This is a genomic window from Sphingomonas sp., from assembly GCF_965200135.1.
Taxonomy (GTDB): domain Bacteria; phylum Pseudomonadota; class Alphaproteobacteria; order Sphingomonadales; family Sphingomonadaceae; genus Sphingomonas.
The window spans coordinates 314,199-330,055 of the sequence record NZ_CBDATK010000007.1; the positions used below are offsets into that span (position 1 = coordinate 314,199).

Below are 15,857 nucleotides of genomic sequence, written 5' to 3' on the forward strand. Positions count from 1 at the left end.
GCGGGTGCGCCAGTAAACCGGCGTGGTCGCCGATGATCGGCATCGCAACCACCCGCATCCGGCCTCTGACCGAGGATGTTTGCAACGAGATCATCGAGGCCGCCGGTGGGCGGCGTGCCCATCCCGACCAGGCCGAGCGCAAGAAGCGCAATGCCGACTATATCCTCGGCGACTCCGTGATTGAGTTGAAGATCCTCGAGGACGAGGGGCTGAGCAAGATCGAGCGGCAACGGAAGCTAGCCGAGATCTTCACGGCGCTAGATCCGGACCGTCCGGTCTATGTACTCGATCGCGCCCAGCTCGATCTGAAAGGCCAACGGGCCTACGACCGCGCGATGGAGAGCCCAATCAAGGGCGCGGTCAAAAGCGCAAAAGGCCAGCTTGTCCAGACGAGGTCGGAGTTCCCCAACAGCAAAAGATCGATCCTGCTGCTGGTCAATAACGGTAACACGGCGCTCGACCATGACGAGATCTGTGAGCTGGCCGGTCGCCGCGCGCGCAACGATACCGACGATATCGACGGCGTGGTCGTTGCCGGGGCCTATCTCCACAGCGACGGGTTCGACACCCTAGCGTTATGGCCGATCCATTATGTGCCAATCAGCCTAGACCAGCCCTTTCCGGAATATGATGCGCTGCATGAGGCATTTCATGGCTATGCTGAGCGGGCGATGACCGAAGCGGTCAGGGACGGTCTTTCGCGGGGACTTACCAAAGGACCGGTTCTCGACACCGGTTTTGATGTCGACGGCAAGACCTTCGTCAAGCCGGCGCCGCCGCTCGGCCAGAGCTCGGACTTCTACGTCAACGGTCGGCCTCGACTGAACAGCGCCGGCGACGATTTTCCCCCGGTCGGCTTGGTATTCCCAGAACTTGACCGCGCCGAATGGAACAGGTTTCGGGAATTTATGCCCGACGATGAATCGTTGGGCGAACGGTATGGGGATTGGCTCGCCAAGCGCGAACGGGCGCTCGGCGAGGGCACCGAGCTGAAGCCGACCGTGCCGATGACAGTCACGCTGGACGGCTGGATTGCTAGCCTAGACGGCGCGGCGCCGCCCCGGCGGTTCGGCTCCGTGCGTCTTTACGCAACGGCATTGTTTCAGCAGGCCGTCAATGCCGTGCTCGAGGGCTCGCGCAGTGTCGAAAATACCCGGATCGTGCCTAGCCGGTTCGTCTTGGTGACGACCGAGATCATCGGCCAAGACCAAGCCAACGACGTTTCGCATATTTTGCTCATCGAGCCCCAGGCCGGAGCCGCGCCGCAAATTACTACGCTGGTGAAGAATGCCCGGATCAGATTCCAACATGCGGGCGCGCTCGGTGCCTCCTATGCCGCCAAGCACAGCGCAAGCAGCTTGCAATGGCAAAGGGACAAGACCTACGCGTGGCAATAATCGGCAATGAGCAAATCCTTCGATCACGGCCGCACACCCGACCGCCTCTAGCCGGCCGAACCGCGGTCGATCGGCACAAAACGTTCGTCGATTAAGTCGTTTGGTCTTCACCGCTAAAGCCACCCGCTGCTTCGACATTCCCCTTCGCGCGCTCGGGCGGTCTCATTTCATTCATCAATTTAATCCAGAGCTGAGGGGGCACGGGCAACCTGAGCCGACGGCAGGCGAGCAAGAGGACCGGCCAGTGCTCGAGACGTATGGCGGAAAGCGCGGGATAGTCCGGATTGACCTGCGCCTCGGCCCGCTGCGCCGCGATTAGTTCCGAGCCGTCGGTGCCGACTTTGAGTCCGGTGATCGACGATCCCTGCCACGGGTCGCCCTGCCAAATCTTATCCTCGGTCCGGCTGTTGGGAACCCACGCTTGGAAGCTGCAGTCCGGCGCCTCAGTCTGCTGGAATTCCCCGATCGCGGCGACGGTGTCGCCATCGTCCAAGATGTAGGCGACGGTCGCTAGCAGCGGCATGGTGACGCTCGCCGCCATCGCCGCCTGCCGGTATTCGTCGGTCGCGCTTTCCGGATGCCGCAGGAGGAAGCCATAACTTCCGTCGTCCGCAGGATAGCGGCCGTGGTGTCGGTAGGCGAGCATGATGCGCTGCGCCGCCTCGCGAACCCACCGGCGCGCCGCGTCCCTAGCGTCGCGCACGGAGCACAGAAGCAGGAGCGCGAGCGCGAGGTCGGTCGAATGGTGGTCGGCGAACGGCGTCAGTAGCGTCGGGTTGGCGAACGGCATCCGTCCCAAAGCCTCTGCGACCCTCCTTGCCGGCCAGTTCGGGAGGTCGGAGGTCTGCGGCGCGGCGCCCTTTCCTGGTTCCATCCAGAGCTGCCAGAGCCCACCCATCGCCACCCGGCCCGCAGTCTCGAACATCGACAGGTTGATGTCGAGTCCGTCGACGGACCTGACCGCGAAGCTGAGTACGTGCAGCTTGCCCGCGTGGGGCATGACCTTCTTCCCGTACAACTCGTCCCATATCTGAAGGTGCAGGCTGACGACTTGGTGAAATGAGTGACTGGCGTCGAGCCGGCGACCGCGATCTCCCTCGATCTGCCGATACAACAGGTCCCAAGCCCTCAGCGTCACAATCTCGCTCGCCTGATAAGGTGCCTCCAAGTTCCCCGCGTCCCGACCCCAGACGAACAGGATCCACAACGCGAGGTAGAGGATACGGACCTTCGCCACGGGATCGGCCTCGCCCTGCGCGACCTTGGCAACGAGCCGCTCGATGTGCGCGATCGACCGCTCGGGGTCGTCCGCCGTCGCAGCCGCCTTCCTGAGGAGCGACCGCAGCTCGCCCGAGAACAACTCCTCGCGGAGCGCACCGTCGAGGATCTTGCGGGTCAGCGTGTCCCCGGTCCAGACTTGGTAGTCCAGCGTCTCGGTCCGGTTGGAGCTCATGTAGCCGTTGACCAGCGGCTCCATCGCCTCAGGCACGATGCCGCCGAGCGTGATGCAGATCACGACCTTCAAACCCTGGTGCTCGGGAGCGCGGTTGTTGAGGATGACGTCCTTGATCTCGTCGAGCGACTGGCGAAGCGCTTGGTCGGCGCCCGCCCACTCCTGCCGCGTCAAGTCACCGCGCTTGATCGAGAACACAAACAGCTTACGCTCACCGTCCGCGTCGGTGCCGAGGGCGATGACGTCGGCGCCATACTGCCTGTTGCCAGAAACCGGCCTGCGGACGACCTCGAACCCCATGCTCGTCAAGAGGTCGGGGATCACGACGTCGAGTTCGTCCTGCTCCCTCAACCCCTTGAAGTATTCGCGGATGATCGGCGTGATCACGGCGCCTTCCCCATCGAGAGCACGATGCGTTGATACCAGAACCCGACCGGATCGATCGCATCCAGCCTCGCGAGGGGGATGGAATGGGACACGGTGCCCATGCGGAACTCCTGCCGCTGCGGCGGACCGTCGCCGGTGAATACCTCGCTCACGACGCTGTCGCCGTGCAGCACGCGCGTGACCGGAATGAAGTCCATTATCGCGGACCGCTTGGGCATGTCCTCGCGGATACTGCGCTGCGCCTCGGCGCGATACAGCTGCCGCAGGAAGTTCTGCCGTGCCGTTGGACCCAGCTCCGGAATGACGCCAGCCGACCGCACTGCGGCCTCATAGTCCGCGAGCGAGGACAGCAGGCGCGATATGCGCTCCTGAACGATGGACGGCTGGCTGGGCGATGCGTTCTCGAGATATTCCTTCGGACCTTCCCAGTAGCTGATCAGCACGGGGTTGAAGAGGAGCGCCTCGAGGCCGTCGCCGGCATCCGCGTGCCCCGTGCGCATGAGGCCCAAGACGATGGACGTAGCAGTCACTGGCTGAATCATCAGGCCGCTGACGACCTTCCTGGCCGAGGCGAGGGTCTGGTCCGCGCTGAGTTGAAAACGGCCGAAGTCCAGCTCGAAGGTCAACTCGCTCTTGGACGCTGTGAGAGAGGCGATGTCGCAAACGGCGTTGATCAGGCCGTCCGACCCGTCCGCGACCCAATCCTCGACCAGCGCCTCGAGCGACCCGTCGTTCGCGGTGAGCACCTGGTGGGCGCTGTCGTCCATCGCCTCGATGTCGGCAATTCCGCTCGCCAGGATGCGCTTGAACAGCGCGCGGTACGGCTCACCCTCGTTGCCTCGCAGCCGCTGGGCGATCGCCATGTTGACCGCCTCGATCGTGTCGGCCTCACCCTTCTCGACCCCCCCGAGCAGCGCCAGCAGTCGCCGCCGAAGCCCGTCGGGAATCGTGTCCCTGGCCAAGAACATGCGGGTCGCCGCGATACGACGGAGGCGCGCATTCGCCTGATCCGCGACCGCGTCCAGCGCCGCCTCTGCGCCGGCCGGGTCGCCGCCGTTCCGGAGGCCGATGGTGAGCGCGGCCTCGAACGCGCTCGCCCGGCGTTCGAGATCACCGGCCGAGAGCGCGGTGGAAATCGCATCCGACACAATGGATCCCTCGGCCTCGTCCGCGGTCGAGACCGTGCCGAGCACGAAGCCCGCCGCGCTCGCCTCCGAGGCGTCACCCGTGACCAGCATGTTCGCGACAAAGGGCAGGTATCTCGCGCGGTCGACCCGCAGGCCTGCCTGGAGCGTGGCGATCCGCAAGGAGGCGGGGGCGTCCCCGACGCCCATCGCCTGGAGCATAGCGTCGACACGGCTCTCGTCGCAGGCCGCCCAGCCAGCGACCGCATCGAACATAAAGTAGGGGACGGTCCCGTCCCTCGAGCGCGCCGCGAACGAGTTCGCCATGCCGATGACGGTCGCCGCATCGACCTCCAGCGCCTCGATCGCGGCGCCGTAGACCGTGCCCGCGAAGTGGTCGACGGGTCCGGGCGTCCCCGCCGCCGTGGCGGCCAGGTCGATCAGGCCCGCCCGATGGGCGTCGGCCACGGACTCCTTGAAGCGGCCGGCCGCATCGTCGTCGAGTGCGAGGAGCGCATCGCGGAACAGCATCTCCAGCGCGCCATCGGCGGCCGCGCTGCCAAGCGCGCCGGGCGAGATGTCGGGTGGTTCACGTCGACGTGCCATGGCCGCACCGGATCACGCCGAGGCTGGCACGGCAACCGATATCGACGGGCGGGAAGAAAAGCTGCGCTTTCGCTAACAAGCAGCACACGTCTTCCGGCGAAAAGCCCGTGAGCAGTCATGGCGGTTGTCGACAAGGCGCCACAAAGCGACTTCAGTGTGCCGATGAAGATCGCGACAACGATTTGCGGACACGTCCACCAGGTTTCACGGAATGCTTGATTTCACCCGGATCATCGCCGGCGTCGCTGGCCAGCGCGAGACCTTCGAGGAACTCGTGTGTCAGGTCGCCAGGCGACTGCCGCCGACCGGAAGCGCCGAATTCCGAAGGATCCACGGCGCGGGCGGCGACGGCGGGGTCGAAGCCGTCTGGCTGCTGACGACCGGCGACGAGGTCGGATACCAGGCCAAATACTACGTCACCTGCGCCGGCATCGACTGGGGCGCGATCGACAACTCGGTCGACACCGCGCTTTCGACCCACCCGGCGATGACGACGATGCACCTCGCCATCGCCTGCTCACTCACCGGTCCGACGAAGCGGCGGACCAGGGCGGGCGCGCCAACCGCCAACGGCTGGAGCGAGTGGGACACGCACAAGGCCAAGTGGATCGCCAACGCGGCAGCCCTCGGGCGGACCGTCGAGTTCATCCCATGGACGGCACCCGACCTGGAGGAGCTGCTCACCAGACCGGAGGCGATCGGGCTCTCCGAATACTGGTTCGGTGCGATCGAACTGACGCGGGAGCGCCTCGCGGCGGAATGCCAACGAACGGTCGACGCGTTGGAGGAACGGTATCACCCCGAGGACCACGTCGACGTCTCGACGCGGTCGGTCTTCGACGGCCTGCTGCACAACGCCGCCCTCGGCCAAGCCATCGCGACGACGCGCACCACGCTCGTCGAAACACGACGCCTCGGCCGTCGGCCGACCCAACTAGGCAGCGCGGACGGCGCGCGGTTGGATACGATCGACACGCTGGCCACGAGGCTGATCGACAGCATGGCGCAACTGCCCGGACCGCGCGATGCGGCGGCATACGCCGGCTGGGAGAGCACCGCGCTCGAACTTCGAAAGCTGCTGTTCGAGTCGATCCAGGCCGGCGGGGACCTCCAGCGCAAGGCCAAGGATAAGGCAAGGGCCGACCCGCCCGATGGGACGACGCCGATACCAATCGAGGAGGGCAATGACCGCGCCTTCCTCGACTACCACATCGACGGGTTACGAAAACTGCAGGACGCGGCCGGCGACGTCCTGCAGCTGCTTGCCTCCAGCGCCTGCCGCGCCGACGCGTCGCGCTTCGCCCTGCTCGACGGGAGAGCCGGCTCGGGCAAGTCGCACCTCATCGCCTCCGAGATCGAACGCGCGCTGGCAAGTGGAGCCCCGGCCCTATTCATGATCGGGACGGACTTCACCACCCACGGCACGCCCGAGAACCAGACACTGGCGCACTTCGAATGGGGCCAGTCCACCTTCGACAAGATGCTGGGTGCGCTGTCGGCCCGGGCCGAGGCCGAGGGGATACGGGGCCTCGTCGCGATCGACGCGCTCAACGAGGGCGCAGGTGCCGAACTCTGGAGGAACACGCTTCAAGGGTTCGCCCGGCGGGTGCTGGCCTTCCCAAACCTCGCCCTCTGCGTGTCCTGCCGACGCGAATACCTGGATCACCTGATAGTGCCCGCGGTCGCCCAGATGGCGACGTTGGTCGAGATCACGGGCTTCGAGACCCCCGCCGACATCGAGCGGGCCGCGCGGGTCTACATGGACAAGCGCGGCATCGTGCGCCCTGCCACGCCCTGGCTAAATCCGGAGTTCTCCAACCCGCTATTCCTGCGGACGACCTGCCTCGCGCTAAAGGCGGAAGGGCGCACCGCGTTCCCCCGCGGCATGCGCGGCACCAGCGAGGTGCTGAACTTCTTCCTGACGTCGACCGGGCGCCATCTCGGCACGAGCTACGATGGTGGCGACTTGCTCGTCGGACCACTGCGTTCGGCCGTGCTGGCACTCGCGACGTCGATGGCGGACGCGAGGCGGGACAGCGTCCCGCGCGGCGACGCGCACCGGATCGTCGAGCAGGCGTTCGAGGGGTTCGCCCCTCCCGCGAGCAAGACTTGGCTCGAGACCCTGCGGTTCCGGGGACTGCTCAGATACGACCCTGACCCGGACACCGATCCCAAGGATCCGCTCGCGGTCCCGATCGACGTGGTCCGCTTCTCCTTCCAGCGCTTCGGCGACCATCTCGTCGCGCGGGCGCTGCTCGAGGGCGCTTCATCCCCCGCCGGCCTATTCGATCCCGGCGGGAAGCTCGCATTCCTGCTCGCCAGATATGGCGTTGCCCACGAGTGGAGCGGGCTGTTCTACGCGCTCTGCCTGCATTTTGCCGACCGCTACGGCGTGGAACTGGTCGACGAACTGCCGGGCGGCTTCGACGCCTGGTGGGACAGGTGGCCGGTCGAGGACGCGTTCGTCGACAGCATCCGCTGGCGTTCGCCCACCGCCTTCTCCGACAGGACGCTCGAGCTGCTCAACCGTCTCAGCCGAAGCGACGATGACATCACCGCGCTGTTGGTTGAACTGGCGGTCGTCGAAGACCATCCCTGGAACGTCGAACTGCTCCACCGCAACCTGATCTCGCGGAACCTCGCCGGGCGCGACGCCTTCTGGACGGTCGCGATCAACGCCGCGCATGACGACCCGGGTCACCCGCTCGTCCGCCTCACGGACTGGAGCCTGAACTCGGGCGTCGCGCATGCCTCGGACGCGACCCTGGGCCTCGCGCTCGCGACCCTCGCCTGGAGCTGTGCCAGCACGAGCGCCCGCATCCGCGACACGGCGTCGAAGGGGATGCTGTCGATCCTCGCGACCCGCCCCGCGCTCGCCGCGCCGCTGTTCGAGCGCTTCATCGGCTGCGACGATCCTTACGTCGTGGAACGGCTTTACGCCGCGCTTTATGGCGCGGCGCTGAGGACTCTGGAACCCACCACCTTAGGCATGTTCGCGAGCGTCGCCTGGAGGAACTGCTTCGAGGTCGGCGCCCCGGTTCACCTGCTTGCGAGGGACTACGCACGCGGGACCATCGAACTGGCCGTGTCGGCGGGCTCGTGCGACACAACCGTCGATCTCGCACGCTGCCGCCCCCCTTACGGCTCGACGGCACCCAGCTTCAGCGTCACGAAGGCTCGTGTCGACGCCCGCGGCGAGCGGGCCGGCGCACATTCCATCCTGAATTCCTGCTACGACGGTATTGCCGATTTCGGGCGCTACGTATTGGAGGGACGCGTTCACCGCTTCTCGGAAGCCCGCCTGTCCGGGCCGCGTCCGATCACGGCGGACGAAAGCGGGGAGGCGTTCTTCAAGGAAGTCGTCGCCGGCCGCACCGACATCGAGAGCGCGTTCTCTGATCTCCGCACCGCCTACGCAGAAAGGCGCGTCAGCTTCGACCGCGACACCTTCAAGGTGATCGTCCCTCCGGCCGACCGCCGCCGGATCGTCAGTGCGACCGCCACGCTCCTGGCGCTCCTGACGCCGACGCAGCGCAAGCGCTACGCGATCGAGGCGAACGCCTGGGTGACGGGTAGCGGCGGCCACGAGTGGATCATACCCGGTAAGGGCAAGGGCGCTGAGTTCGACGCCGAGAAGTGCAAGGTCTGGGTGGCCAACCGGGCGCTTTCGCTAGGCTGGGCGGCGGATCGCTTCCCCGGCGACCGATATCTTTCCGGAAGAAGCGAACGGGGCGGCCGCATCGAGCGGATCGGCAAGAAGTATCAGCGGATCGCGATGTTGGAACTGCTGGCCCGCCTAGCCGACAACTTCTGGATGAAGCCGCAATGGGGAAGCGGGGCCGCGGTGTACGACAATCCGCTCGACGTCGAGTTCACCCGTGACCTCGAACCGTCGATCATGCCTGCCGACCAGGAGACGACGGTGCGGGCCGACCTGCCGCGGGTCCCGCCACTCGTCTGCGAGCCGCTTCCGGTCGAGCGGAGAGCCAATTGGGTGGCGGATCCGGACCTGCCCGGCAGCCGTCTCGCCCTGGCAACCTGCCCCGACGTAGGCGAGCCGGGTTGGCTCACGCTGTACCGCTATGCCGGACACGACATCGACGCCGAACGCGAGGACCGGCATCTCGATGCGCCGTGGCTCCAGAGCGACTTCCACTTCCTCGCCGCCATCCTCCTGTCTCCCGACGACAAGGCGCGCCTGATCGAAGATGCCGTCGCCGACGCTTACGACTTCCACGAATGGCTGCCGCACCAAACGACCGACGGCCCCTATGTCGGCGAGCTGGCGCGACGCGACACGTGGCGTGATGAACCATGGACGACACTCGATGCTCGCTTGATCGGGAAGTCCCGCAGCTACAGGGTCATACGGCCGACCGCGGACTTCGTCTGGGAGAGCCATCTCGACGGGAGCCTCCCCAACGGGTTCTCCCGTCACGTGCCGATACCCTGGCTGATCCGTGGTCTGGGACTGACGGCGGACACGAATAACCTCGGCGTCTTCCTCGATGCGGCGGGATTGCCGACGATCGTCACGGGGAGTGCCAGTGGCGGCGACCGGGGCAGTTTCGTCCTTGTCCGCCGAGACCCGTTCCTGGACTTGTTGCGGAGGAACGGCCTCGAGCCGATCTGGACAGTGATCGGCGAACGCCGCGCGACGACGCTCAAGAAGAAGCGACATCCAGACATCCGCCTGCGCTACAATGGATTGCTTTGGTTCGAGGGCAACACGGAGAAGCATGTGCACTGGTCGAACAACGACTAGGGGCGCTCCTTTGGTCAGCTTTTTCAGGTGGAGAGGGACGGGGTAAGCAAACGGCAGGTTTCGGGCCTGCGGCGGGTCAGCCTGAATGACCGAAACTAAGGCGCGAAGCGGCCGCTTACCCGTGCCTATGCTCGATCAGCCGGATTAGTCCCCGACGCTCAACGGCCATAACCCCGCCGCTGTATCATTCGACCCTTTCGCCGTCGAAGGCTCGGACGTTGTCCGAGTGCGTGGATCGCGAAGGCGATATGCGGATCGACACTGATCGGGCTCAGTGCGAACGCCATGTCGCACACGACCCGCTCGACGTCCGGCGACAATTTCAGCTTGGCAAACGCCGGCGTGAAGGCACGACGCATGACCATCATCGCCTTCACTAGCTGCCCCCGACGGGGATGGAAGCTGGACAGCGACCTCGCGCGACGCGGATCGATCAGGGCGTGCCAGAGGTCTGCGTCGCGCTTCGGATGATTCCAGACCATTGGATCGAAGCGGGCGGCGCTGCCCGGCTTCTTCGGCGCGGGAAGATAGTCGAACGCCAGTTTTAGCCCCAGCCTAGTGTTTGCCTCGAGGGTCGCGTCCTTGCTCGCGTTCGCCTTCGATCCCTCCAGATAGTCTTCGGCGGCGCCGACGATGCGGCGTTGCATGGCGGGATCGGCGTGCGTCCGCATGGCCGACCCAAGTTGTGCCAGTACGATCCGTGAACTCTCGCCGATCTTCGCGCGTGGCTTGCTGCCGCCGTATCTCCTGCCACGGCGGGTCGGGAACCGAGTGCGGGCGTCGTCCAGCGCGACGATCGGCAGAACCTCGCTGGTCAGGCCATACCACCGCACCGCCTCGTCGTTGCGGAGCACGGACTTGCGTCGTTCGCCGTTGATGGCGGGTCGCGTAAAGGCCTGAACCAACGCCTTCCGCACTTCGGGATCGTCATGGAACGAGGCGGCGGCGCTCGGCAGCTCGCCGCGCGCGAAGGCCCAAGGCGCATAACCCGCCGGCAAAGCTCCGACCGCTTTCGGGTCGCGATCGAACAGCAGGTCCGTCATCGCGGCGGACGAGAACGTGATATATTCGATCCAGCGATAGACCTCGATCAACGCGGCGGGCTTGAACCATGTGCTGAGCGGCAGCGACGAGGTCAGCGCGTCGAGGAAGCGCGGGCGGTCGATGATCGATCGTGCCCGGGCCATGTGGCGCATGATGAGACTGGCACGCTCGAAGTCGGCGATGATCCGGAAGGCATCGACCAGCGGGAACCGGAATTGTGACCCGTTCGGGATATCGTCAAGTAGCGAGCAACGCTGTCGCGCCAGCTGAAATTCGTTGCTCAGCAGCAACCGCCACACCTCCGGACGATCCGCGCGGATCGACCGGCACAGGTGGAACAGCTCGGCGGGATCGAACCGGAAGATGCGGGCGAGCTCGTCGGCATGGGCCGCGCCGATGCCAATGATACTGCCGACGTAACTGACATAGTCGAGCTCTGAGACCGGCAGGCGGTATGGTACCGTAGCCTCGGAAAACTCGGCCGGATCGATCACGGGCGAAAAGCACAGCTTTGCGTACCGTCCGCCGGTGAAGACAGGCCAGCCGCCGCTGCCCGGTGAGCGACCGTCGTCGAGGCCGGCCACCAGGAAGCGCAAGAGGTGGCGGATGACCGATGGTGCCAGCTCTTCAGGAGCGACGATGTCGCGGCGACCGGCCAGCCGGTCGAACAGGCGGTGACGTAGGATCGACCCCTTGATCTCGGTTACGACGATGCTGGTCACCGGCTCGCCCGCTTCTCAGCCAAACTTGAAGATCGCCGCGAGCAGCGCGGCCATCGCGACCAGTTCGATCTGAATAATAAGGAAGTAGCGTCCCATCCCCAGCGATATGGTGTCGAGCATGAGCGCGCGGAAGGTCTGGTCGTACACCGGGACGCGCTGATCGAGCGCCTGGATCATGCGATCGTGGAACAGCTTGGAGAGGACAGGCTGCTTCACCCCGCGGCCCAGCCGCTCGTAGGCAGCGAACGCTTCCCTGGCGTCCTTGACGATCACTGCCATCTGCTCGCGCAGGATCTTCAGCTCGCCGGCGGCCGACCTGATTTCGCCGGTGTGGAAGGAGATCTGGTCGGTCGCCTCCTGCACGACCGTCCCGATCAGCGACTTCCAGCGTGCCAGCGCGCTGTCGATCTGAGCCTTGGCGACCCGCAACGACTGCTCGAAGTCGTTGCGGCCCCGATCGCCGGCCGCGACGACCGCGAGCATCTGATCATAGGCGTGGGCGAACATCTTGAGCAGCGCGACCAGGAAATAGACCGCGTCGTCGCTCTCCATGTCTTTATCGCGCGAGTATTTGAGGACGGCGAGCCGCTCCTTTTCGTTGAGCAGCTGCGCCAGCAGTTCCTCGGCGGTCTTTTCGGCGCCGCCGGTGCCGCCCGCCGTCACGCGAACCTCCACGCGAACTCGGCGTCGAGGCCGAGCAGGCCGTGGATGCCGCGCAGCTGCTGCGCCCACGCCGCCAGCCAGTTGCGCACCGAAATCCGTTCCGCCGCGCGCAGCTGCGTCGAGCCGACCGCCTCGTCGAAGGTGATCTTCAACGCTTCCGCGCGAGCGAGCACCCCGGCATTGAGCGCGGGCATATCGAGCACGACGCCGCCGACCTCCGCGAGCCTCGCCTTCGAGCGGCCGCTGACCACGCGGCCGTACCTGTCCGGGAAATCCGGTGCGTCCCACAGGACATAATCGTCCGGCGAACAGCCCCGCATGCTGCGCACGACGACGTAATGAGCGTCGGGGCCGAACAGCTCGATCGCCTTGGGGACATCGACGATTGACGAGAGGCTCGGCGTGATCGGGATCATGACGATCAAGCTGCGTCCGCAGGCCCGGTTGTGCTCGACCCATTCCGGCGCCGCCAGATTCTCGGTCAGCGCGCCGAACGTGTCGAGCGAGGTCGCAGGGCCGTCGAGGATCAGGAACCGGTCCTCGATCTCGGTGATGTCGAACAGCTTGTCGCGTTCTTCCTTCCTGAGCACGTTGAAGGCGGGCACGCCGGCTTCGAATGTCTGGTCGGCGAGGATCATGCCATCGGGGTCGCGCTCGCCGATCCGGTTGATCGACGTTCCCGTGCTGCCGTCGAGATCGATCAGCGCGGTGGTGAAGTGGCGGGCGCCGACCATGCGCATGACGGTCGCGGTCGCCATGGCGATATGGCTACCGCCGACACCGCCCTTGTTCTTGATGCTGAGGATCGTGGTGCGACTCGGCGCCGCGTGGCTATTGTTGTTCATGTTGCTTTCCTTTGGGTGATGGTCACGCCCGGTCGGGCGGGAGGCTGGATCGATCGACCGCGAAACTGCGGCGGCCGGCGGGCGGCGATGGCGGCGGGCGGGGTGATCCGACCGGGGCCGGACCCGCGGCCGGCGGTTCGTCCGCTGACATTCCACGCGCTGGCGCTTCGGCCGTGACGACCGGCGTCGGCGCGGCGGCCGGGAGGGGGCTTACTGAGGGCGGGGACGAGGCCCGGGCATCGCGCCGCAAAGGCTGGTTCGCGGTGATCAGCCCCTCGTCGCGCAAGCGCTTGCGATACGAGCGCAGGGTCGCGGCGTTGATCTCATAGCCTGCCGCGGTCAGGAGGGCCGCGATCATTGCATCGGTCCAGCCGAGCCGCGTGCGCGCATCAATGAAACCCGCGAATTCGCGCACGGCATCCATGAGCGACGGGCGGGCCTGCGGCGGCGACTGCCGGTCGATGACACCGAGCCGGGCTACGTCGGCGATCAGCTTCTCGCCGTCGAACATCTTTCTGGGCATTGGCTTCGCTCCTGTCAGTGACAGGAAGTCGCCATCCGCATCCGGCAGATTTTTGATTGGGACATTCCGGAAGTTCGTTCTGCCGCGCGTCGCTTTGCCGGGTGCCGCGCTCCGCTCCGCTCCGCTGAGCTTTGCCGCTTGCCACGCCACGCCACTCCACGCGGGGTTACGCCGCAGCTTGCCACGGGAAGGGAGGATTTTTCACACAGGATGCGGGTTCGAGACGGCGCGCGGACCCGGGGTCGGACGGTCGCTCCGCCTGCTGACGCAGGTCTCGCAACCGTGGTCCCGGCGTTGCCGGGTAAGGTTGGCGCATCGCTTGGCTTATGCCCGCGCGATGCCGATATCATCAGGCATGATCATCAAGCTGGTCGACCGCAAGGAAGGAGCGAAGGGGGCGCTGCGCTATGCACGCACCCTTGCCAGCTACATGGCCGATGCCGATCCGCGCCGGCTGCAGCCGGACGCGGCGGGGCTCGACTACGGCCTGACGCTGTCGGCCTACATGACGCGCGAGCGGGAGCGGAATGCAATCTCACGCGAACGCGTGCTCTGTCGGGGCGCGTTGATCGGTGGCGAGCAAGCCGGCTGGGACGATGGCCTGGCCGAGATGGAGCGCCGGCTCGCGCGGCGCAGCAGCCGGGTCAAGAAGCCTGCCCGCCATGTGGTCCTGTCTTACCGCGCGGGCGAGCAGCCCGACGTGCAGCAATGCCATGACGCCATTGCCCTGCTGGCGCACGAGCTCGGCTGCGAGGCGGCGGCGATCCTGTGGGCGGCGCATGCCGACACCGCTAACGTTCACATCCACGCGCTGTTCGTGACCGTCGATCCCGAAACTGGGGCGGCCCTGCCGTTCGGGCAAGGGGCGGACGGCAGGGCCAACTACAAGGAAGCGATGCAGCGCGCGATCGCCCGCATAGAGCACGCCCAGCAGCTTCAGCCGGAGGCGAGCGGACGTTACGAGATTAGCGAGGGGCACGTGGTTCGCAAGCCCGCACCGGTTGAGCAGGACGGCTCGCCGCGGGCACGCAAGCGCGCGCCGCTGCGGCAGGAGATTTTGGCCTTCGAGGAGCGATCCGGATTCGCGTCGTTCACCCGGTTCGCGCAGGAAGTCGCTGGGCCGATCCTCGACGACGCGATGTCGTGGCCGAAGCTACACCGCGATCTGGCTGCGATCGGGTTGGGTGTCCGACAGTCGGTCAACGGCGGCGAACTCTACGCCGGTGCCGAACATGTCAAACTAAGCAACGTCGATCGGCGGCACAGCTGGACGCAGCTGGTCAAGCCGGACCGGCTCGGACCTTACGTCCCGCCGAAAGGTATTGAACTCGCGCCGTACGAACCGCGCATCCTCGACCAAGGCAAAGCCGCCGACTGGCTGGGACGGCGTGAGCGGGAGCAGGCCATCTCGGTGCAGATCGACCAGCGCATAGCGGCGCTTTTCGCCGCGCGCGATGCGACGCTAGCCGAAATGCGCGCCGACATCGCTGCCCATCGCAATGATCTTGCCGGGTTCGACGGCGATCCGCGCCTGCACCGTGACATCGCCGCCGCTTGGCCGCGGATCGGTGCCGATGCCCTTGCATCGCTGGGTGCGGCATTCGATGCGCGTATCGCTGCCGTTCGTGCACTCCGCCATGCCGCGGCTGGATTGGACGATCTCGACATGGTCGATCTGGCGGCGATCGGTGCGGTCGAGAGCGGTGTCTCTGCACCGTGGCATGGCGATCGCACGTTCTCAGCGGCGACGGTGCTCGCCGGGTTCGACGCGGAGCACAGCGGATATATGGTGCGTTACTGGGCGCGGAGCGATCGGGCGCGCGCCGGGCAACCGGCGCTGGTCGATGCCGGCGCCATTATCTGGGTCAACGACACCTCTGATCGAGCCGTCGAAGCTGCCCTGACGCTCGCTCAGGCGCGGTTCGGGAGCGCAGCGGTTTTCGGGGATGCTGTATATCTCGCGCAATGTGCAGCGGTTGCCGAGCGGCTCGGTATCGCGATCGAGACGATAACTGTCGCCGAAGCGCGGCGGCGGGCGCAACGAGGGCAACCGCCTCGGCAAGTTGTCCGCCAGCGCGCGCTCGACCGTCACGACCTCGATCGGACTGACGCCGTATCGCGGCAGAGGGCTTGGGCGCGTGCTTACAATCGCGCCACTCCTGAGGATTATATGGCAGCGCCATCGAACCGCGAAGCAACGCTGCGCGATGTGCCGCACCACTCGGCAATCCCGACATCACAGCCGGAAGCGCTTCCAGTTTCCGCCCGCAGTTCTGACGCAGTCTGGCAAAGGCCAACGCCATCGCGTGACTCCGAGATCGGCTGAGG

General features: G+C 66.1%; 9 protein-coding genes. 3 read left to right on the forward strand and 6 right to left on the reverse strand.

The window, feature by feature from the left end; all coding sequences use genetic code 11:
• Positions 1-32 precede the first annotated feature (32 nt).
• Positions 33-1,397, forward strand: coding sequence for a hypothetical protein (locus ACOFKS_RS09705; protein WP_419809039.1), 1,365 nt, complete (start codon positions 33-35; stop codon positions 1,395-1,397).
• A 91-nt stretch (positions 1,398-1,488) separates the two neighbouring features.
• Here ACOFKS_RS09705 and ACOFKS_RS09710 read toward each other — a convergent pair whose 3' ends face one another.
• Together ACOFKS_RS09710 and ACOFKS_RS09715 are read right to left on the reverse strand one after the other, a co-directional pair.
• Entirely contained in the window at positions 1,489-3,237 is a 1,749-nt protein-coding gene (locus ACOFKS_RS09710) for a hypothetical protein (RefSeq protein WP_419809040.1), read from the reverse strand.
• Positions 3,234-4,967, reverse strand: a complete 1,734-nt coding sequence (locus ACOFKS_RS09715; RefSeq protein ID WP_419809041.1) for a hypothetical protein — start codon at positions 4,965-4,967, stop codon at positions 3,234-3,236. Before ACOFKS_RS09715 ends, ACOFKS_RS09710 begins: the two co-directional genes overlap by 4 nt.
• 211 nt (positions 4,968-5,178) lie before the next feature.
• Between ACOFKS_RS09715 and ACOFKS_RS09720 the strand changes: the two genes are divergently transcribed.
• On the forward strand, positions 5,179-9,732 hold the full coding sequence (locus ACOFKS_RS09720) for a hypothetical protein (RefSeq protein ID WP_419809042.1): 4,554 nt from the start codon (positions 5,179-5,181) through the stop codon (positions 9,730-9,732).
• Positions 9,733-9,890: 158 nt separating this feature from the next.
• Here ACOFKS_RS09720 and ACOFKS_RS09725 read toward each other — a convergent pair whose 3' ends face one another.
• From ACOFKS_RS09725 to ACOFKS_RS09740, 4 genes are read right to left on the reverse strand one after another with little or no spacing between them, the layout of a single operon-like run.
• On the reverse strand, positions 9,891-11,498 hold the full coding sequence (locus ACOFKS_RS09725) for a hypothetical protein (RefSeq protein ID WP_419809043.1): 1,608 nt from the start codon (positions 11,496-11,498) through the stop codon (positions 9,891-9,893).
• Between the two features lie 15 nt (positions 11,499-11,513).
• Positions 11,514-12,161, reverse strand: a complete 648-nt coding sequence (locus ACOFKS_RS09730) for a hypothetical protein (RefSeq protein WP_419809044.1) — start codon at positions 12,159-12,161, stop codon at positions 11,514-11,516.
• Positions 12,158-13,006, reverse strand: coding sequence for a hypothetical protein (locus tag ACOFKS_RS09735; protein WP_419809045.1), 849 nt, complete (start codon positions 13,004-13,006; stop codon positions 12,158-12,160). The genes ACOFKS_RS09730 and ACOFKS_RS09735 overlap by 4 nt, the downstream gene beginning before the upstream one ends.
• 22 nt (positions 13,007-13,028) lie before the next feature.
• Positions 13,029-13,529, reverse strand: coding sequence for a hypothetical protein (locus ACOFKS_RS09740; RefSeq protein WP_419809046.1), 501 nt, complete (start codon positions 13,527-13,529; stop codon positions 13,029-13,031).
• Between the two features lie 355 nt (positions 13,530-13,884).
• On the opposite strand from ACOFKS_RS09740, the gene ACOFKS_RS09745 reads away from it, so the two are divergent.
• The gene (locus ACOFKS_RS09745; protein WP_419809047.1) at positions 13,885-15,855 is read left to right on the forward strand and encodes a relaxase/mobilization nuclease domain-containing protein; all 1,971 of its coding nucleotides are present in this window, start codon (positions 13,885-13,887) and stop codon (positions 15,853-15,855) included.
• Positions 15,856-15,857 lie beyond the last annotated feature (2 nt).

Excerpts from the sequence above, each read along its gene's own strand:
- ACOFKS_RS09715 (WP_419809041.1), bottom strand. The coding sequence starts at position 4,967 with ATGGCACGTCGACGTGAACCACCCGACATCTCGCCCGGCGCGCTTGGC.
- ACOFKS_RS09740 (WP_419809046.1), bottom strand. The coding sequence starts at position 13,529 with ATGCCCAGAAAGATGTTCGACGGCGAGAAGCTGATCGCCGACGTAGCC.
- ACOFKS_RS09705 (WP_419809039.1), top strand. The coding sequence starts at position 33 with ATGATCGGCATCGCAACCACCCGCATCCGGCCTCTGACCGAGGATGTT.
- ACOFKS_RS09735 (WP_419809045.1), bottom strand. The coding sequence starts at position 13,006 with ATGAACAACAATAGCCACGCGGCGCCGAGTCGCACCACGATCCTCAGC.
- ACOFKS_RS09745 (WP_419809047.1), top strand. The coding sequence starts at position 13,885 with ATGATCATCAAGCTGGTCGACCGCAAGGAAGGAGCGAAGGGGGCGCTG.
- ACOFKS_RS09720 (WP_419809042.1), top strand. The coding sequence starts at position 5,179 with ATGCTTGATTTCACCCGGATCATCGCCGGCGTCGCTGGCCAGCGCGAG.